At 43.8% G+C, this 19,479-nt stretch carries 13 protein-coding genes, 1 tRNA gene and 1 riboswitch; of the genes, 8 read left to right on the top strand and 6 right to left on the bottom strand.

Translation table 11 applies throughout. From position 1 onward, the window contains the following. Positions 1-790: 790 nt before the first annotated feature. Positions 791-2,425: a potassium channel family protein gene (locus tag ACFSVN_RS02655; protein WP_390298200.1), complete on the bottom strand. Its 1,635-nt coding sequence runs from the start codon at positions 2,423-2,425 to the stop codon at positions 791-793. A gap of 580 nt (positions 2,426-3,005) precedes the next feature. Next, positions 3,006-3,099: riboswitch (TPP riboswitch) on the top strand. Between the two features lie 51 nt (positions 3,100-3,150). On the opposite strand from ACFSVN_RS02655, the gene ACFSVN_RS02650 reads away from it, so the two are divergent. Next, complete coding sequence (locus ACFSVN_RS02650; protein ID WP_390298197.1) at positions 3,151-5,598, top strand: TonB-dependent receptor; 2,448 nt, start codon at positions 3,151-3,153, stop codon at positions 5,596-5,598. Between the two features lie 513 nt (positions 5,599-6,111). Here the strand turns inward: ACFSVN_RS02650 and ACFSVN_RS02645 are convergent. Next, positions 6,112-7,068, bottom strand: a complete 957-nt coding sequence (locus ACFSVN_RS02645; protein ID WP_390298194.1) for a YpdA family putative bacillithiol disulfide reductase — start codon at positions 7,066-7,068, stop codon at positions 6,112-6,114. A 162-nt stretch (positions 7,069-7,230) separates the two neighbouring features. Between ACFSVN_RS02645 and ACFSVN_RS02640 the strand changes: the two genes are divergently transcribed. Then, positions 7,231-7,995, top strand: a complete 765-nt coding sequence (locus tag ACFSVN_RS02640) for a DUF481 domain-containing protein (RefSeq protein ID WP_390298191.1) — start codon at positions 7,231-7,233, stop codon at positions 7,993-7,995. Positions 7,996-8,267: 272 nt separating this feature from the next. On the opposite strand, the gene ACFSVN_RS02635 is transcribed toward ACFSVN_RS02640, so the two are convergent. Continuing rightward, entirely contained in the window at positions 8,268-9,203 is a 936-nt protein-coding gene (locus tag ACFSVN_RS02635; RefSeq protein WP_390298188.1) for a YheT family hydrolase, read from the bottom strand. Positions 9,204-9,340: 137 nt separating this feature from the next. Between ACFSVN_RS02635 and ACFSVN_RS02630 the strand changes: the two genes are divergently transcribed. Further along, positions 9,341-10,084, top strand: coding sequence for a lysophospholipid acyltransferase family protein (locus ACFSVN_RS02630; protein WP_390298185.1), 744 nt, complete (start codon positions 9,341-9,343; stop codon positions 10,082-10,084). Between the two features lie 241 nt (positions 10,085-10,325). Here ACFSVN_RS02630 and ACFSVN_RS02625 read toward each other — a convergent pair whose 3' ends face one another. Both ACFSVN_RS02625 and ACFSVN_RS02620 read right to left on the bottom strand, forming a co-directional pair. Then, positions 10,326-10,577 (bottom strand): hypothetical protein, encoded by a 252-nt coding sequence (locus tag ACFSVN_RS02625; RefSeq protein WP_390298182.1) that lies wholly within the window; start codon positions 10,575-10,577, stop codon positions 10,326-10,328. A gap of 131 nt (positions 10,578-10,708) precedes the next feature. Further along, positions 10,709-11,851, bottom strand: a complete 1,143-nt coding sequence (locus ACFSVN_RS02620) for a 6-bladed beta-propeller (protein WP_390298179.1) — start codon at positions 11,849-11,851, stop codon at positions 10,709-10,711. An 83-nt stretch (positions 11,852-11,934) separates the two neighbouring features. Between ACFSVN_RS02620 and ACFSVN_RS02615 the strand changes: the two genes are divergently transcribed. Continuing rightward, positions 11,935-12,438, top strand: a complete 504-nt coding sequence (locus ACFSVN_RS02615) for a heavy metal-binding domain-containing protein (RefSeq protein ID WP_390298177.1) — start codon at positions 11,935-11,937, stop codon at positions 12,436-12,438. 174 nt (positions 12,439-12,612) lie between these two features. Here the strand turns inward: ACFSVN_RS02615 and ACFSVN_RS02610 are convergent. Then, positions 12,613-12,690: transfer RNA gene (locus ACFSVN_RS02610), tRNA-Val, on the bottom strand. A gap of 178 nt (positions 12,691-12,868) precedes the next feature. Between ACFSVN_RS02610 and ACFSVN_RS02605 the strand changes: the two genes are divergently transcribed. From ACFSVN_RS02605 to ACFSVN_RS02590, 4 genes are all read left to right on the top strand, one after another. Next, positions 12,869-14,173, top strand: a complete 1,305-nt coding sequence (locus ACFSVN_RS02605) for an acetyl-CoA C-acyltransferase (protein WP_390298174.1) — start codon at positions 12,869-12,871, stop codon at positions 14,171-14,173. 75 nt (positions 14,174-14,248) lie between these two features. Further along, on the top strand, positions 14,249-16,360 hold the full coding sequence (locus ACFSVN_RS02600; RefSeq protein ID WP_390298171.1) for a 3-hydroxyacyl-CoA dehydrogenase NAD-binding domain-containing protein: 2,112 nt from the start codon (positions 14,249-14,251) through the stop codon (positions 16,358-16,360). 343 nt (positions 16,361-16,703) lie between these two features. Beyond that, positions 16,704-18,323, top strand: coding sequence for a BCCT family transporter (locus ACFSVN_RS02595; RefSeq protein ID WP_390298168.1), 1,620 nt, complete (start codon positions 16,704-16,706; stop codon positions 18,321-18,323). 10 nt (positions 18,324-18,333) lie between these two features. Continuing rightward, positions 18,334-19,236 (top strand): universal stress protein, encoded by a 903-nt coding sequence (locus ACFSVN_RS02590; protein ID WP_390298165.1) that lies wholly within the window; start codon positions 18,334-18,336, stop codon positions 19,234-19,236. Positions 19,237-19,479 lie beyond the last annotated feature (243 nt).

Here is a 19,479-nt window from a genome sequence, read left to right as displayed (position 1 = left end):
GGAGCAGGCTGCCTTTAGGCCTGCCTAAGGGTGACCAAGTTGCCACAAGCAAAACAGCCTTCCGGTACACAAGCATGGGGTTCAGCCCTGTTTTTGGACTAACGAATGGAACGCGGATAAAGCGGATTCTGAGGATGATCGTGGAGGTGGGATTGAATTGCGATGGACGATGGACGATGGACCGATTTATGAAGGAATGACTAGGATATAAACAAGCTCCGAATGCTCGGAGCAGGCTGCCTTTAGGCCTGCCTACAGGGTGACCAAGTTGCCACAAGCAAAACAGCCTTCCGGTACACAAGCATGGGGTTCAGCCCTGTTTTTGGACTAACGAATGGAACGCAGATGACACAGATTTGGCAGATGGTCGCTGAGGCATGGTTAAACTGATGGATCGAATTTCGAAACAGGAACCCAAATCCATCCATCACCCCGCTATTCAGCGGAAAGATGGATTCCCGGCGGGTAATTTTCAATAATGGATTTTTGAAGTTGGGAGTTGTTCTACAACCTCCGTCGTCATCCCGTGTGCGTACCCGTTGGCCAGGGGTAATACCGGTGAACACGAGGGATCTTAAGATTCAAACTACCTGCCAGAGCATACACTGAGATCCTTCGCGGTATACTCCCCAAACCTACATTCATCCCCGCTTCGCTCAGGATGACGACTAATGGGGAAGTGATCTGCACTCAGCGAACGGTGAGGTGCAATTTTTAAAATGAAATAGCTTTCGAAAACACGTGTGAAAGTTTTTAACGACGCTTCTAATTTGGGGCAAAATTGCCACACCTAATTCAGATACCGTCTTTCAAACTCCTGTGTGCTTTCGTCGGTACCGGCAAGGATCACCTCATCGCCATCCCGGAACACAAAGTCATTTGGATCTACCTTTGGGAATCTTTCATCACCCCTGATCACCACCAATATTGTACATCCGGTTTGGGCACGTACGTCGGCTCCAGCAAGGGTTTTCCCTGCCAATGAACCCACCGGAAGCTGTATCAAGTTGATCTGCTTGTTTGCAGCTATGGAGGTCTCATCCTCGAAAATACAGGAAGCCAGCATCCGACCGCTTACCGTAGCCAGCGACTGTACATAGTCGGCTCCTGCCTGATAGAGCTTTTGAACATCACCTTTATCATTCGCCCTCACAATGATATTAGCCTGGCGGTTTTTATTTCGCGACATAAGTGTGGCGAACAAAGCAGCAGTATCATCCCTGATCGTGATAATGATAGCCGAAGCATCTTCTACTCCCAATTCACTGAGTACTTTAGGTTCACGCACATCACCAATGATATCTACTCCTTCTTTGTCCTCAATATCTACGACCTTGACCGATACACTCGTATTTCTAAGTACTTCTGCCACGGCCTGCCCGGATTGTCCATATCCCAGGATCAGAACCTCATTGCGGGTAAAATCTCTTGTTTTGGCTACCGCTTTTTTGGTAAGGTTCTCAAGCTCTTCGGAAAAGCCTGCCACAAGAAGCCGGGTATTGGAACTCAATTCAAGATCTATATGCACCGGACTTTGAAATTCACCTTTCACCCAAGCCCCAATAATGTTGATATTATACTGTTTCAGAAGATCCGTTTTACCGATCACCTGATCACAAAGTTCACTTCCATCCTGTATATCGATCTCAACGATCTCCAGATTATTGTCAATTTCCACACTGTCGTTTATTGAAACAGCCGGAATTTGTTCAGCAAGTGTTTTTCCCACCAATTGTCGTGGCGCAATAGTGATATCAGCCCCGGCCAGGTCGTAATACACCTTCATGTTCTCATCTCTCAGGATTGCAATAACCTTAGCGTTTGTCTCGATATTCTTGACTGTAAAAATTGTACTGATGTTTTTGTAGATATCAGTATGAATGACCACCGCTGTCGCCTTATCAATACAGGCGGCTTCCAGGATCTCTTTTTGTTCCGGATCACCCAGCATCACATTGAATCCTGTTTCCATCAACCCTTTGGCCTTTTCCTCCTCATCCTCAATGATCACATAATCCTTATTTCTTGAATTCAGCTCCTCGATCAGTGCTTCGGTGTATGAGGAATAATCGCAGATGATCACATGATCTTGCTTATTGATCTTTCGCGGGATATCTCTGCTCATCACATTTTTAAGTGAAGGAATGAAAAAGACCGGAAAGGCAATGAAAAGCAGGGCAAGTCCGGTGAAGTTCATCCATAAGATAAAATAATTCATGAAATCACTTTCCCAGGGAGCAAAGCCGCCGTACCCGCTTGTCGTCAACGATTCCACGACCACCTGAATGGATTGGGCCAAGGTAACCTGTTGCCCTTCAAAATAGCCCATTCCCCACATGAAGATCTTGGCATAGATCAGGATGATCGCTATAACTCCTACTAAGAATATCAGGATCTTGTTTTGCCAGCTAAATTTTGAGTTCATTTTTTAAGTTTAGCTTTTGAGGTCAATTTGTTTGATTTAAGATAACAGGCGTTCAAATATATCTATCTAACTTAGATAAAAATAGCAAAGGTAATTTCGAATCAAAGGATTTCCAGCCAGATACCAGCTAATCATATTCGGGTGTTCGTTCCGGGAGATTGGGCGGATGACCGCTAAGGTGTGGTTGAACTGTGATGTACGTTGGACCGGGTTGCGAAACAGGAACCCAAAGCCATCCATCACCCCGCTATTAAGCGGAAAGATGGATTCCCGGCGGGTAGTTTTCAATAATGGATTTTTGAAGTTGGGAGTAGTTCTACAACCTCCGTCGTCATCCCGAGTGCGTACCAAGCAGACAGGGACAATGCTATTGACCACGAGGGATCTCAAAGGTTAAGCTACCTGCCAGATCAACCATTGATATCCTTCGCGGCAAACCTCCCAACCCTACATTCAACCCCTGTTCGCTCAGGATGACGACTTTTGGGGGGCGATTTTTGAAGTGTGTCGTTAAACTTCTGCATTCAATGTTGAATGTTCCTTGTTCGATATTCCTAAGCCTCTTATCTTGTCAGCTCACAACCAAGGTTGGGGGTGCTTGCATAGCGGGCTGAGATTACACCCTGATACCTGAACCGGATAATACCGGCGTAGGGAAACCTGTTTACCGCACAGTTACGCAAGTTAACCTCCTCCATTAATCTAAGTTTCAAATGGAGGAATTCATGTTTAATTCTTTACTTAAAAAGTCGTTTTTAGCGGCTTTTCTATTCACACTACCACTACTCTTCACTACCGAAATTCAGGCGCAGACCATCTCCGGTACCGTACTTGATGCTCAATCCAAACAACCGCTGGTCGGGGCAGCCGTCCGACAAATGGGCACTTCCCGCGGGGTTGTTACTGAAGATGACGGCTCATTCGAGATCCGTCTTTCCGAAAACGGACAACGAGCTTTGCTCATCACCTATCTCGGATATAAAGATCTTGAAGTCGATCTAACCGTCCCTAATAAAACGGGTGAACTCTTTATGTTTCCGGAAACCTACATCGGGGATGATGTTTTCGTAAGCGCCACCCGTGCCGACGAGACGTCCCCCATCACCTATACCAACATAGAGCGAGAGGAGATCGACCGGCGGAATCTGGGACAAGATGTGCCCTACTTGCTGCAAAGCACGCCATCGGTTACTACTACTTCTGACGCAGGTGCAGGCATCGGTTACACCGGTATTCGCATCCGTGGGGTTGACCCGGCTCGCATCAACGTGACGATCAACGGAATTCCTGTCAATGATGCTGAATCACATGCTGTGTTTTGGGTGAACCTGCCGGACCTGTCATCATCTACCGAGAATATTCAGATACAGCGCGGAGTGGGAACATCCACGAACGGAGCTGCTGCTTTTGGAGGCACCATCAATCTTCAAACCAGTTCTTCCCGGGTGGAGCCGTTTGGGGAGATCAATACCGGAGTTGGCTCCTTCAACACGCAAAAATATAACGTGAAGTTAGGCTCAGGTCTGATGGAAAATGGATGGCAATTCGAAGGCCGCCTTTCCAAGATCGATTCTGATGGATTCATCGATCGGGCAAGTTCTGACCTGGATTCCTATTTCCTTTCGGCTGCCCGACACGGAGAACGCAGCCTGCTGAGAGCGGATGTCTTTTCAGGACGAGAACGTACCTATCAGGCCTGGTATGGCATTGAAGAAAGCATACTTGAGGATAACCGCACCTTCAACGAGGCCGGAACAGAAAAACTTGGTGAGCCCTATGAAGATCAGGTCGATAACTACCAGCAGAACTATTATCAGCTGCATTATTCTTATCAGCTCACCGAGCAATGGAATGCTAACATATCCGCTTTCTATACCAAAGGATTTGGATATTATGAGGAATATAAAGCTGATGAAGACCTGGCCGATTATGACATTGAACCGATCCTTCCATCTACTCCTTCTGAAACAGATCTCGTCCGTCGCCGCTGGCTCGACAATGATTTCTACGGCACTATCTTCTCCACGAAATTCACCCCGAATGATACCTGGAATGTAACATTAGGCGGTGGGTACAATTATTATGACGGAGCTCATTTCGGAGAGGTGATCTGGGCTCGTTATGCAGGGGACAGTGAAAACGAAGACCGTTATTATGATAATGATGGTATCAAAAAGGACTACAATCTCTATGGAAAAATTCAGTATCAGCTCACGGAAAACCTGAATTCTTATGTGGATCTGCAGGTGCGGGGAGTTGATTACGAATTTCTCGGGAACGGCTTTGTTCGCAGCGCGGGAAGTACCGTGAGAGACAGTCTCGTAGCTCTTCAGCAAACCGATGATCTGCTGTTCTTTAATCCCAAGTTTGGCTTTGTATACCAGCTTCCGGAGCAGCAACGCATTTATGCTTCTTTCGCGATCGGTAACAAGGAGCCTACCCGTGATGAGTATGTGGATTCATCGCCCGAAAGCCGTCCTGATCCCGAGAGATTATACAATGTTGAAGCCGGGTATCGTGGTGATTTCAGCCGTTATTATGTGGGCGCTAATGTGTACGGCATGTACTATCGCGATCAGCTGGTTCCTACCGGAGCGATCAATGATGTGGGTGAGATCGTTCGTGAAAATGTCGATGAAAGTTATCGGGTTGGACTCGAGCTTCAGGCCGGTGTGAGTCTTTCGCAGAACCTTAGTGTGTCAGCGAATGCAACCTTCAGCCAGAACAAGATCACCGAATACACGCAGTTCACTGATCAGTATGATGCCAGCTTCAACTATCTTGGTCAGCAGGAAACAGTGTACGAGGATACCGATATTGCCTTTTCTCCTTCGGTGATCGGTAACGGGATCATTGGATATCAGTCCGGTGGGTTGAATGCAGAGCTGATCAGTAAGTATGTATCACGTCAGTACCTGGATAACACCCAAACCGAAAGCCGTTCCATCGATCCGTATTTTGTGAATGATCTCAGGTTGAGTTATGCACTGGATGGGATCGATCTGCTGAAGGGAATCACAGCAACATTGCAGGTGAATAACATCTTCGACCACGAGTATGAGACCAACGGTTATACCTTCGGCTGGTTACAAGCAGGGGAGCCGGTGAACTTCAATTATTACTATCCACAGGCCGGGACTAATTTCCTGTTTCAGCTTACTTGGTCTTTTTGATCACAGATTTTTGTGATTGCACTGATTTCGCTGATTTAAAAGGCGCTTCTTTGAAGCGCCTTTTTTTGTTTTGGGAGGCCTTGGCTACCACACCCCACGAAATCAATTCAGGAACAACTGAATTGATTGATCTGCCCTCAAGGGGAGACTGCAGAATATCGAATATTGAGGACGAGAACACTGAATATCGAAGTGTGTTGATCACTTCTGCATTCAATATCGAATATTCCTCTGTTCAATATTCGGAGAGTCCTCCCTTGAGGGAGGCGGAGGGTGTCAGTCAACAAAATATAAAAACTACTTACAGCCCACCACAAGTCATTCTGTGGGTACTCCCGAAGAATCCTGCCTATTTAAGACTAATAATTTCGAACAGAATATCGATCATCTCTTGCTCCACTATAGGCAAGGTCCTTCGCTTCGCTCAGGATGACGACTTGGGGATTAGATAAGTAAATGTTAAGTGTTAAATGAACAGCTACCATTTAACACTTAACATTTAAAATTAACGCATTATCCCAAATTCTTCTCAACATGAGTTGCTATCTGCTCGGCATGGATGCGGGAATTTTCTATGAACAGGCTGCTGGTATCCATTCCTCCACAAACCACTCCGGCTACGTACATGCCTTTGCGTTGAGTCTCCAGGCTATCTTCATCATATATGGGCATGCATTTTTCATCTTCGGTAAGTTCAATATTCAGGCTCTCCATAAGCTCATAATTGGGGTGGTAACCGGTCATGGCGAGCACAAAGTCATTTTCTATCGTCACTTCTCCATCCGGGGTTTTAATGACCACTTCCTTCTCGCGGATCTCCTTCACTTCTGAGTTGAAATACGCGGGGATCTCTCCGTTTTTGATCCGATTCTCAATATCCGGTTTCACCCAGTATTTTACCGTCGGCTTGATGGTATCATATTTTAGCAACATCGTTACTTCGGCTCCGCCTCTCCAGCATTCGAGCGCTACATCCACACCTGAGTTACCGCCGCCTATCACCAGCACTTTTTGCCATGCATATGGATGAGGTTCATCATAATAATGCTTCACTTTTGGAAGGTCCTCACCCGGAACTCCCATCATATTCGGTTTCCCATAAAATCCGGAAGCCACGATCACTTTCTCGGCTTTGTAGGTATCCTTATCTGTTTTCACAGTAAAGTTGCCATCTTCCCCTGTAACCGTATCAACTGTTTCATATAAATTGATCGGTAGCTTATAGTGTTCTGCCACACGACGATAATACTCCAGTGCCTCAGCTCGGGTAGGTTTAGGGCCGTGTGAAATAAAGGGAATATTGCCGATCTCGAGTTTATCTGAGGTTGAAAAGAAGGTCATGTTGGTGGGATAGTGAAAGAGTGAATTCACCAAACAACCGCGTTCAATAATTTTAAAGGGTATGTTTTTCTCTTGAAGGGCAATTCCGGTGGCAAGCCCAATAGGACCTGCACCAATAATGATAACCATGTGAATTTATGTTGTTATAAATTTGAGTAAGTGAGTTGAATTAACAGCCTGAAGATACGAATCGTTTGTATTTATATGGAATGATCTGATCGAACGATTTGGGAACAATTCTTGATGTTGTACCTTTCAACAAACCCAGAATAATCGCCTAATATTCAGTACATGCGTATATTTGTTCCATCCCTTCTATTTGTATCCCTTCTTTTTTCCGCCCCTGTTCATGCCCAGCTTTTGAATGTGGAAAGTGTCCGTGCCAATGCCGACTCAGCCGGGTGGCATGGTGAGCTGGAGTTCGACCTCTCTCTGAACCGATATAATGAGCAGGTTTTCGAATTCACCAACGAATCCAATCTTTCCTATTTCACAGAGCGGAACGCTTACATGCTTCTCAACAGCCTGAAGTTTGTGAACCTGGATGGAAATTCCCTGATCAGCAGTGGATATGTACACCTTCGCTCAACCTTGTTACGAAATGAAAAACTCTCTCCGGAATTCTTTACCCAATATCAGTACAACAACAATCTTGGGTTGAATCATCGTGCACTTGGCGGTGCCGGTATCAAATACCGTTTTTACCGGTCAGACTCCTGGCAGGCAAGTATTTCCACTGCACTGATGTATGAATTTGAGGAATGGCAACTTGCAAGTGAACCTTCCATCGAAAATGAGTATGTAAAAACCACCAGTAACATCCGTCTGAATGGAAAGATCAGTGATGACGCTACTTTTTTATTGGTTGGATACTATCAGGCCCGTCCCGCTCAGTTTTTTGAAGCCCGTTCTATTCTTGAATCAAAGCTAAAAATGGATCTAAGCAAGAGAATAGCATTGTCGATAAGTTTTGTGGCTTCCTATGATGCCAACCCGATCATCGATATCCCTCAGTGGACCTATGAGCTGAGTAATGGTTTAGTTATTAAGTTTTAACTTCATGCTTTTCTAGGTGTTTTCTCCCAGTAGATGTTTGATAATTTGATAACAAATAGAGGTAGATATCAAAGATAAAAACTATACACCAGCTTTGTCATTTCGACCGGAAAGAGTGAACACCATAAGGGTGAACGAGTGTAGCGGAGAAATCTGTGGGGTTGAATACAAAAATGCGCCTTTTTAACCTCTTTAGATTTCTCAGCTTCGTTTCGTTCGTTTTTACTCACTACACTACGTTCGAAATGACAACCTTGTGAGTATAGCCCTTCTCATCTTTCCAGCCATTGCAAAATCACCCTGTACAACCATCCCGGATCAGAACTCAAAAACCCAACATGTCCGCCTTCATCAGTAAAATGAGTTAGGATATGATGATTATCCTGCATCACTGAAACCGGAGCAAATTCTATAGGACAGAGCGTGTCTTCCTTGCTATGGATGACTAACAGATCTGTTTTCACCTCTCCATAAAAATGCTTGCTCGAACATTGGTGATAGTAATCATCGGCCCCGCTGAAATTGTGAAGCCTGGCTGTAACCTGATCATCAAAATCATAGATCGTGTTTCCATGGAAACTGGGCAAGTCCGGAAATTTATCCCGTTTTAACTCCAGTTTTTCAACCAGTGTTTTCAGAAAACGGATCTCGTAGATTCGGTTAAACCCTTGCTGCATACGGAGGGATCCTTCTTTCAGGTCATAAGGCGGAGAAACAGCTACTGCCCGCTTCACTAAACTTTGCTTTCCCTCTTCACCTAAATACTTTACCAGTGCGTTAGCACCCAGGGAATAGCCAACTGCATAGAGATCCCGATCCGGAAATTCCCTGTTGATCCATTGAAAGAAAGTACGATAATCCTGTGTTTCACCGGAATGGTAGAATCGGCGCTGATCATTCATCCGGCTTCCGCAGCCACGGAAATTTAAAGCTACCGATGAGAACCCATTTTCTTCCAGCTTTCCCATTAAATTAGCTATATAATGCCGATCTGTGGAACCTTCCAAACCATGAAAAAGTGCAACCACAGGCTTCTCAGTATCAACTCTGCAAACATCAATTTCGAGGAAATCATTATCCGGGGTTGGGATCTCGATCCGTTTGTGATCAGGTTTCTCTACCCTGGTGAGTTGCGAAGCAACCACGGTATGAACATGCGTATTCCAGGCCCACCAAGCCGGCTCAAAAGGTTCAATATTAATGCTCAAATTTGACTGATCTATCATTTATAAAAAAATTTATGCCGGACAAAGCTATACAGAATTGAGCTGCCAATCCATTTTAGGTTTTCAGCGAACCGTTGCTTCCTTTATATTCGGTTTCAAAAAATAACTTATCAAAAGAAATGGCATCATCACTTACACCCGTTGAATACATCCGAAGCATTTTAGCGTTAGTGGTCTTCTTTCTGATGTTTGCTATTTCCACTCCAATGATCGCTATTCTTTTGATCTTGTCTTTTGGTAAAGCCACAAACTATGTCGTGGAGAACTTCGGCCCCTTCATTGCCTATCCCGTGCTGTGGACGCTCGGAATTAAATTCAATGTAATTCAACATGGCGAACCCGTCAAAGGTTCTGTGATCTATACCATTAATCACAGTTCTACCCTCGATCTTGTTACAATGATCGCACTTGGGTTACCTCATATCCGTTTTGTAGCGAAGTGGGAACTGCAGTACAATCCCCTTTTTTTTATAGTGGGTCATCTTACAGGTCAGGTTTTTATTCAGCGTAAAAAGAGTAAAAAAGCGATCGCGAAATTGCAGAATACCTATGATCGTCTGCGTCGTGATAATCTATCCATCATGGTTGCTCCGGAAGGCTCAAGAAAACATCCCGGGGTGATCGGGCCTTTCAAAAAGGGAGCTTTTCATATGGCCATCGACCTTGGATTTCCTATCGTCCCCATTTATTTCGATGGCAATCAGGAATTGAGCTTAGGCGGATCGTTACTTTCCAAAAGCGGAACTATAAATGCACATATCCACCCTCCCATCGATACCTCTGACTGGGAAAAGGAAACCATCGATCAGCATATAACTGAGATCCGTAATAAGTATTTAGTTTGGGCCGGGGTAGAAGAGTAAGGGATTTTATTTGCTTGATCTTATAAAGTGAGATTGCAGTGAAAGCAAATGAGGCTTTGGTCACAGCACCCCACGAAATTCAAAAAGGAACAGCTTTTTGAATTGATCTCCCCTCAAGGGGAGACTTTCCATTGTTGAATTTGAGAGAGTTGCTAATCAGGAATCAAAAAATTAAAACCACCACGAAAATTCCTCCCTCGAGGGAGGTGCCTGCTGCCATAGGCAAGATATTAATTACCTTCTACTTATCCCGGTAGAAGTAGATCTTTTTGTTATCAGCGTCTCTTCGACTTTTTACTTTGAAATCATTTTGCTTCCCAAACTGATACACGGCCGTACGCATAGAATTGATGTTCTTTTCATTGCTATAACTTACCTCAACAGCCTGTCCGCCCGGTTTTAGTTTTTCAATGGCTTCAAGAAGTGGTTTAAATTTTGAGGTTCTTTTTTTGGAAGATTTTACTGTGGAGCGTTTTACGAATTTAATGTCCATTACCTTTTTTCTTTTTATCTGCTAATAATTATAAATAAATATATGAATATTATTTTATATGTCTTGAATTAATAACTTAATCATTGTAAAATAAATATGTTAATCAGACGGCATAAAACCATCGCTCAAAACTAATAATTTATTTGATATCTAAGTACTTCATCGGAATACTTTCTTGAATTAAAAGCTTTTGTGTAGACATATCCATCTTTGATAAGCATGATCTTGCTATTCCGGGGCAGATCAAAAGTTGCGAGGGGCTCGCCACCGGGAGCAAGGATGAACCAGCGATATTGGGTTAGATCCGGGATAATGGTAGCAATCCAAAGACGAACCTTATCATCTATTTTCATAGCTGCCAATGCCGGCCATGTTGCAGGAAGACTTGCCCGACGAATAGCCCTCCGCCGATGGGTATCCCTGTAGAGGTCAATAGCATCCGACCTGATCAGGTTATATTTTTCAAAAGGGTAATAGCGGGATCCGATATTTGTTCCGGAACTGTCGGCTACATGAATCAAAAAGTGATCTGAATATGCGGAATAGATCCGGCCATTGGAATCTGTTGCCGTGAGGGTTTCCGGCTCATAAGGCAGCATGATGATCAACGGAGGATTAACAGCTTCATCCACATAAAGGCTTCTATTTTTGAATGCCAGCAATTGATCTGAGATGATCTTTCCTTCAGGATCTACTTTATAATACACCAGCTGCCTGTCCTGTGGAGTATTGACCCTCTGAAAGGCCACAAGAAAATTACCATCATTCAGGACCTCAAATGCAAAAGGCCTGGCCTCACTCAGAGAATCCACTCCCAGCGAGCGAGCGGTAAATTCCAATTCTGTTACATCTTCCAGCTCTAAGCCGGGGAGGCTGTACCTATAGGTTCTGAATAAATTTTGATCATAAGCATATAAACTCTGCCCCTTTACTTTCAGATAGGTTGGGTTTTGAAAATCTCCCGGATCTCTGCCTATTCTTCCCAAACTGCCCATATTATTTCCTGAACCGTCAAAAACCTCGATCTTTTTTCTAAGCTCATCAACCACATAAACTGTTTCCTCCTCATCCACAGCCATGGCACCGATGTTGTTAACGGTTTTCATGGACCCTACTAAAAAATCCCTGTCTCTTATTAATTCAGCAGGAGCCGCTTCATCAAGGTTAAATTTTTGGGCTTCGGAAATTTGTTTTGAAAGCTCTTGTTCTTGCTGACATCCTGCTGTTAGTAATAACAAGATGGCACAAAGCATTGCTTTAAATAATGATCTCATTCTAACAAGCTAAAAAAATGATGAGCAATTTGTTTGGCTATCTAAAGTATATTACAAGAGAACATAAACTTAGAGATCGATCAATGAGACTTTTAGTAGTTATAGCAATTATTCTTTTTTCGGGATGTAGTACCACAATAGATTTAACACAAGAGGGTGGTTACGATTATAAAGGGATAGATTTCAGAGAGTATACCAGAAATGGGTTTAAATTTACACCAGAAAAACCATCAGGGAAATATGAATCCATTGGTATAGTTGAAGTGGAATTTTACCCTGAAATTAGGGAAATAGATCTTAATCAATATAATAGGGCCATGACTATTCAAATAAATTCTTCCAGTAATACTTATGAAATTGATGGGAAAGAATTTAAAGTTAACAAGAGTAGCTATAACGGAGTAGTTGAATACTATCTAATTGAACAATTCGAAACGGATTCAATCTTGGAAGAAATGTACGAACTTACTTCAAGTTGGGGTGCCAATGCTGTAGTAAATCTTAGATTCGATTATCAGTTATTTACAGAAGGATTGACTTGGTCAAGTGTTACAGTTAGAGGTTTTGCTATTAAAGAGGAGAGGTAATTGACTGAATGTTTTATGAAAAGATATGCTTCTTTAAATCCGTCAACCTAAATTGTGAGCTCAACAGGTAGTAACTCAAATACTCAGTTTTCCTTATTGACATTTTGACCCCAAATCATAGAAATAAAAAACCCTCTGCTCTACTCTAAATAAAGTTAAACAAAGGGTTTGTAGTGGTGGGCAATGAGGGACTCGAACCCCCGACCCCCTCGGTGTAAACGAGGTGCTCTGAACCAACTGAGCTAATTGCCCGACTTGCTTGAAGGGCGACAAATATAAGAACATTTCAAACGCAGACAAAGAAAAATAATCATACAGCTTGATTTATTAGTTAACACTGTTAACTTACGAGTGAGTTTTAGTGTTTTAATTTCAGTAAGGGCACATCGTAATATGCCCTTACTGAACAATTTATTCACCCAAATTGATTATGGATACAAGCCAAGATAACTCTCCAAAAGCTGTTCTTGTTGATGGATGCCGAATACCCTTCCAGCGCTCTTCTACTAACTATAATGATCTGATGGCCTATGATCTGGGGCGTATGGCCATCGAAGGATTACTTGCCCGAAATCCTATTGATCCCGCTGATATTGATCGGGTGATCATGGGAACAGTCATTCAGGAAGTGAAAACCAGCAACGTAGCACGCGAAAGTGCGCTCGGTGCAGGCATCCCAAATTCTGTTCCTGCTTTCACCACCACCATGGCGTGTATTTCTTCCAACCAGGCTATTGCAAGTGGCGTTGACCTGATCCGCTCAGGACAAGCAAAGATCATTTTGGCAGGCGGAACCGAGACCATGTCCGACATCCCGGTTCGCTTCAAAAAGAAATTCCGACAAAAAGTATTGGAAGCCCGAAAATATAAATCACCGCTCGATTTTCTGAAGTTTTTCAAGGGATTGGGATTCAAAGATCTTCTTCCGGAGTTGCCGGCTATTGAAGAATTTTCAACAGGTGAAGTTATGGGTGAGAGTGCCGACCGAATGGCCGCACGGTTTGGGATCTCACGGGAAGATCAAGATGAATATGCCATGCGTTCTCACCATCTGGCTGCCAAAGCGACGAATGAAGGGCTACTGGATGACGAACTTATCCCCGCCAAACTCCCTCCTGAATTTGATGTGGTTAAACACGATAACGGTTTTCGCGAAGACACTTCGATGGAGAAACTAAGTAAGCTTCGTCCCGCTTTTATCAAACCTCACGGAACTGTTACTGCCGGTAATTCTTCCTTTTTAACAGACGGCGCCTCCGCCAGCTTTATTATGGAAGAGCAAACAGCTTTGAAATTGGGACTGAAACCCAAAGCTTATATTCGTGAATATAATTTCGTGGCTCAGGATCCCGGTGAAGAATTATTGCTTGGCCCGGCCTATGCCATACCCAAAGTTCTGGATGCCATGAAGCTCTCATTGGAAGACATGGATGTGATCGAATTGCACGAGGCCTTCGCAGGACAAGTGCTCTCTGTTTTGGCCGCCCTGGATTCTGATACCTTTGCAAAGGAATCACTGGGCAAGGATAAGAAAGTTGGTGAGATACCCATGGATAAGCTGAATACGCTGGGCGGCTCCCTTTCTTTAGGGCATCCATTCGGAGCCACCGGCGTTCGGCTTGTTACCACAGCCGCTAACCGATTGATCCGTGAAGATGGAAAATATGCCCTCGTTTCCGCCTGTGCAGCAGGAGGCCAGGGACATGCGATTGTGTTGGAGCGGTATTCTAGTTAATCAAAATTTTCCACCCTTCGGTAGAAACGCGATGCATCGCGTTTCTACCGAAGGGTTAATTTATAAACACACACCATGAGCTACCTAAACATCACCCATAAGAATTCCGTCGCCATTATCACCCTCGATCTTCCCGGTGAGAAGGTGAACAAGCTGAATGAATCCATGATGGATGAATTTTCTTCTTTCCTGGATGAGTTGGAATCGAATGACAAACTGAAAGGAGCTGTCCTGATCTCAGGTAAAAAGGATAACTTCATTGCCGGGGCTGATATCGATATGTTTCAGGAGCGGGATACGGCTGAAGAAATTGAACAGCTCAGTAAAAACGGACATAAGATCCTGAATCGGATTGCAGATTTTCCAAAACCTATTGCCGTAGCCGTTCATGGGAGTTGTATGGGGGGAGGGCTCGAACTTTCTTTAGCATGTCATTATCGGGTTTGCTCGGATAGCTCAAAAACGATATTTGCTCTTCCGGAAGTTAAACTGGGATTACTTCCCGGAACCGGAGGAACACAAAGACTACCCCGAACCATCGGTATCCAGAAGTCGCTGACCTATATGTTGCAAGGGAAAAATATCTATACCCGTCAGGCACGAAAAATGGGACTGGTGGATGAAGTGACTCATAAAGATGCCATTGAGTCCGCCGCGATAAAAGCAGTTCATAAGATCGCAGAGGGAAAGTTCAACCGAAAAGATAAGCGGTCTTTGGTGGAGAAACTGCTTGAAGGTAACCCGATCGGGCGAAAGATCATCTTCTCCCAGGCAAGAAAGAAAACTATTTCACAAACCAAAGGAAATTACCCGGCTCCGCCAAAGATCATTGACGCTGTGGAATACGGATATAAGCATGGACTTGAAAAAGGACTTGAAAACGAGACGGTACTATTTGGCGAGTTGGGAGCTACTCAGGAATCCAGGAATTTAGTAGATCTGTTTTTCGGAATGAATGCCTCCAAGAAAGTGCCTAATCCTGACCTGCTAAGACCGGTTAAAAAGTTGGCAGTTCTGGGAGCAGGATTGATGGGCTCAGGAATAGCTGAGGTAAGCATAGATAAAGGGGACTATAACGTACTATTGAAAGATCAAACTATTGACCAGGCTGCACAGGGCGAAAAAGAGATCTGGAAATCGCTTAATGAAAAAGCCCAAAAAAGAATCATCTCAGAATTTGAGCGGGATAAAATGGCCAGTAAAGTCACAGGAGTTGATTCATATGATGGCTTTGGTTCTGTCGACCTGGTTATCGAGGCCGTCTTCGAAGACCTGGAACTGAAGCGTACCATTGTAGAGCAAGTTGAATTTGCTTCCGATGACGACTGCATTTTTGCATCCAACACCTCCTCACTGCCTATCTCAGAAATTGCAAAAGGTGCAAAACGACCCGAAAACGTAATTGGGATGCATTACTTCTCACCGGTTCAGAAAATGCCATTGCTTGAAATCATCACAACCGACCAAACCGCAGATTGGGTAACACAAACCGCATTTCAGGTTGGGGTGAATCAGGGGAAGAATGTGATCGTGGTGAAAGACGGACCGGGTTTCTACACCACACGAATTTTAGCTCCTTATATGAATGAAGCTCTCAAATTGTTGGAGGAAGGGGCTTCCATTGAGTTTCTCGATAAGATCATGAAAGACTGGGGATTCCCGGTGGGACCCATGGCACTTTTTGATGAAGTGGGGATTGATGTGGGAGCGCATGTAGCCGAAACCATGTCGGCCATGTTTGCCGAGCGCGGGGTGGATACTTCCAATCGTGCACAGGAGTTACTTGATGCCGGTTACAAAGGCCGAAAAAATAAACGTGGAATGTATAAATATGCTTCCGGCAAGAAGAAGGAAGTCAACACGGAGATCTACGAACATTTCGGCGGCTCCAGTCGAAATAATCCCGATAAAGAAACAGCACAGCTCCGCATGGCGCTGACCATGATCAACGAAGCGGCCTGGTGCCTGCAAGAAGGTATTTTGAAATCTCCGGAAGATGGCGACCTTGGGGCTATCTTAGGACTTGGATTCCCTCCATTTCTTGGAGGACCTTTCCGCTACATCGATCAAACCGGGGTCCAAAACGTTTTAGATAAACTAAATGAATTCACTGAAGCACATGGACCAAGATTTAAACCTGCCAAAATTTTAAGTGAGTATGCTACGGATGGGAAGAAATTTTATTAAAACCTGTGTATTTGATTATTATATTTATACTTAAGCATAAAGCATATCATTATTTAAACTTCAATATCAATTATTTGATACTCATCTGCATTTTATATACCCTATATGGAATTATTGGACGCTGTATTACTTTATAATTATCAGTTATTTCAATAAGCTGACCTTTTCAGCATTAGTTAATTTCTATAAGGAGTACATGAGGCCGATGAATAATCAAATTCAGGAGCATTTCTTCACTATAAATCTGAGCAATTCCATTCCTCAGAATTCTCGCTCTCCTTACGACATTTTGCCCCGCTTTCGGCAATTATTGAGTTAATTCTAACTTTCCAAATTTACCAACATGGCAATAAGAGGAGAAGAAAAAGACCCGGGTGAGAAAACGGGGATCAATAAATATTTCGACATTCACAAACCGGTATTCTGGCCTTCCGTTATTTTGATCACAGCTTTGATAGTTGGGGTGATCTGGGCCGGTGACGCTGCTAACGAGGCATTCAACTCCGTTAGGGTGGGTATCACTGATGCTGCCAGTTGGTTATTTGTCGGTGCTGTTAACATTTTCATTGGTTTTGCACTTTATTTTGCTTTCAGTAAATATGGTGACATCCGCTTAGGTGGAAAAGACGCAGAACCTGACTTTAGTACAATGGCTTGGTTTGCCATGTTATTTAGTGCGGGAATGGGAATCGGGCTTATGTTCTATGCTGTGGCCGAACCAATGTGGCATTTAATTTCACCACCACATGCCGAGGTTGGATCTACTGAGGCTATCCGGGATGCGATGGGCGTTACCTTTCTGCATTGGGGACTTCATGCATGGGCTATCTATGCTATCGTAGCATTAGCATTGGCATTTTTTGCATTCAACCGCGATCTGCCTCTTTCTTTCCGATCTGTGTTCTACCCGATTCTGGGCGATCGTATCAATGGATGGATTGGAGATGTAATCGATATTTTAGCTGTATTGGCCACCCTTTTTGGTTTGGCCACCTCTCTTGGATTAGGTGCAGCACAAGCAGGTGCCGGCATGGAATATGTGTTTGGCTTTGAAAATACTACCAATCTTCAGATCATCATTATAGCCGGAGTTACTGCTATTGCCGTAGTCTCTGTTGTACTCGGTATTGATAAGGGAGTAAAGGTTTTAAGTGAATTCAACATCCGCCTTGCCGGACTCTTCCTGCTTTTCATTCTGGTGGTAGGTCCTACCTTATATATTCTTAGTTCTTTCATTCAAAATCTTGGACACTATGCCCAGAATTTTGGAACCTATTCTTTCTGGACACAGTCGTATGAAGAGGGTTCATTTATGTCTTCATGGACTGTTTTCTATTGGGCCTGGTGGATCTCCTGGTCACCTTATGTTGGGATGTTCATTGCCAGAATTTCACGGGGTCGAAGTGTTAAACAATTTGTATTGGGTGTTTTGATCGTTCCGACCATGCTTACTTTCTTATGGATGAGCGGTTTTGGAGGAAGTGCGCTTTTCCTTGAAACAAATGGCATCGCTGAAATTGCCTCCGCCGTTGAAGCAGACCAAACTACCTCCCTGTTTATCTTACTTGATCAATTCCCGTGGTCTATGGTCACTTCATTCCTCGCCATCATCCTGGTGTTGAGCTTTTTTGTAACCTCATCTGACTCAGGCTCATTGGTGATCGATGGGTTAACAAGTGGCGGCAAACTTGACGCCCCTGTTGGCCAGCGTATTTTCTGGGCGTCTACAGAGGGTCTTGTAGCAGCTGTACTGCTCTTGGGCGGCGGGCTTGGAGCTCTTCAGGCCGGAGCCATCAGTACGGGCTTGCCTTTTGTTTTTGTGTTGCTCGTCATGTGTTACAGCCTGAAACGGGGGCTCGAAAAAGAACATCAGGATTACCTGCGAAAAGACAGAGATAAGGAGAGAGAGTCTTATCGCGAGTTAGTTATGAAAGCAATTCAAAAACAAAAAAAATCAGATTAGAGGTATAAAAATGATAGATTCAAAACATTGGTTAGCATGTCTCGACTTGTCCAACATGGACGATATCCTTATCGGATACACTGCATTTTTAACCTCCGTCGTAAAACCTAAAACCATCACTTTCTTTCACACGGTTGAATCGGGACCTACGGCTTTAGAGTTAGCAGAACAATTTCCGGAAATTGAATCCGAAGATGAATTTCTCGATCTCATCCGTAATGAGCTGAATGATAAAGTCAGTGGCCACTTCGATGATGATTCCATAGAAATCAGGATCATGATCAAAACCGGGAAACCTACCGATCAGATCATTGATGTAGTAAACTCTATTGAACCCGATCTCTTATTAATGGGTAAGAAGGTTGGATATACCGGAGAAGGTATCACCCCAAAAAGAATTCTCAAATATGTGGCTAATTCTGTTCTTCTTGTTCCCGAGAACAGTCGTTACAGTATGAAGAATATTCTTGCCCCTGTCGACTTTTCTGAGCAATCGGGTAGAGCGATCAAAACGGCTAAAGAATTGTCCGATGGAGGGACTGTTACCGGTCAACACATCTATAGATATCGAGCCCAGTTTTTCCCTTATACCCTTTCTGAAAAGGATAAAAAGGAAGTGGACCAAAAGGTGAAAAAGAAATTAGAGGAATTTAAAAAGCAACCCGGCCTTGAAGATGGGATCAATTATGTACTCTCATTGCAAAAGAAAGAGCGGGTAGCAGATGTTGTCTATAATCAGGCAATGGTCGATCAAACTGACCTTATTATCGTATCATCCAAGTCCAAAATGATGAACACTTTTGTAAGCCATGATTTCACTGATAAGATGGTAGATTATGCCTTTGGGATTCCACTTTTAATACAGAAAAACAAAGAGAAGCATCAGAAATTCCTAAAGTCTTTGTTTAGTTAGGCCGGGATTTACTTTTGAGTGTCATTCCTGACTGTCCTCCCCGGAAGTAATGAGCAAGCTCATTCTTCCTGTCCCTCCAAAGGGACACAAGTACGGGGCTTTGGCAAGAACTTGTCTCTCTTTGGAGAGAGACAGGAATCAGCTTTGCTGCAATCCAGAGAGAGGAACGTAATTTGGCTATGGCACTATACCTGATTTTCTATTCACAAATCCACCATCGTCTTTCAATGCAGGAATTCGTAT

Source organism: Gracilimonas halophila (assembly GCF_042684365.1).
GTDB lineage: Bacteria > Bacteroidota > Rhodothermia > Balneolales > Balneolaceae > Gracilimonas > Gracilimonas halophila.
Note: the sequence above shows the minus strand (reverse complement) of the source record. Positions and strands in the feature narration are given on the sequence as shown.

What these genes read in the sequence shown, in the direction of transcription:
- ACFSVN_RS02655 (WP_390298200.1), bottom strand. Translation starts at nt 2,425, where the DNA reads ATGAACTCAAAATTTAGCTGGCAAAACAAGATCCTGATATTCTTAGTA.
- ACFSVN_RS02650 (WP_390298197.1), top strand. Translation starts at nt 3,151, where the DNA reads ATGTTTAATTCTTTACTTAAAAAGTCGTTTTTAGCGGCTTTTCTATTC.
- ACFSVN_RS02645 (WP_390298194.1), bottom strand. Translation starts at nt 7,068, where the DNA reads ATGGTTATCATTATTGGTGCAGGTCCTATTGGGCTTGCCACCGGAATT.
- ACFSVN_RS02640 (WP_390298191.1), top strand. Translation starts at nt 7,231, where the DNA reads ATGCGTATATTTGTTCCATCCCTTCTATTTGTATCCCTTCTTTTTTCC.
- ACFSVN_RS02630 (WP_390298185.1), top strand. Translation starts at nt 9,341, where the DNA reads ATGGCATCATCACTTACACCCGTTGAATACATCCGAAGCATTTTAGCG.
- ACFSVN_RS02625 (WP_390298182.1), bottom strand. Translation starts at nt 10,577, where the DNA reads ATGGACATTAAATTCGTAAAACGCTCCACAGTAAAATCTTCCAAAAAA.
- ACFSVN_RS02620 (WP_390298179.1), bottom strand. Translation starts at nt 11,851, where the DNA reads ATGAGATCATTATTTAAAGCAATGCTTTGTGCCATCTTGTTATTACTA.
- ACFSVN_RS02615 (WP_390298177.1), top strand. Translation starts at nt 11,935, where the DNA reads ATGAGACTTTTAGTAGTTATAGCAATTATTCTTTTTTCGGGATGTAGT.
- ACFSVN_RS02605 (WP_390298174.1), top strand. Translation starts at nt 12,869, where the DNA reads ATGGATACAAGCCAAGATAACTCTCCAAAAGCTGTTCTTGTTGATGGA.
- ACFSVN_RS02600 (WP_390298171.1), top strand. Translation starts at nt 14,249, where the DNA reads ATGAGCTACCTAAACATCACCCATAAGAATTCCGTCGCCATTATCACC.
- ACFSVN_RS02595 (WP_390298168.1), top strand. Translation starts at nt 16,704, where the DNA reads ATGGCAATAAGAGGAGAAGAAAAAGACCCGGGTGAGAAAACGGGGATC.
- ACFSVN_RS02590 (WP_390298165.1), top strand. Translation starts at nt 18,334, where the DNA reads ATGATAGATTCAAAACATTGGTTAGCATGTCTCGACTTGTCCAACATG.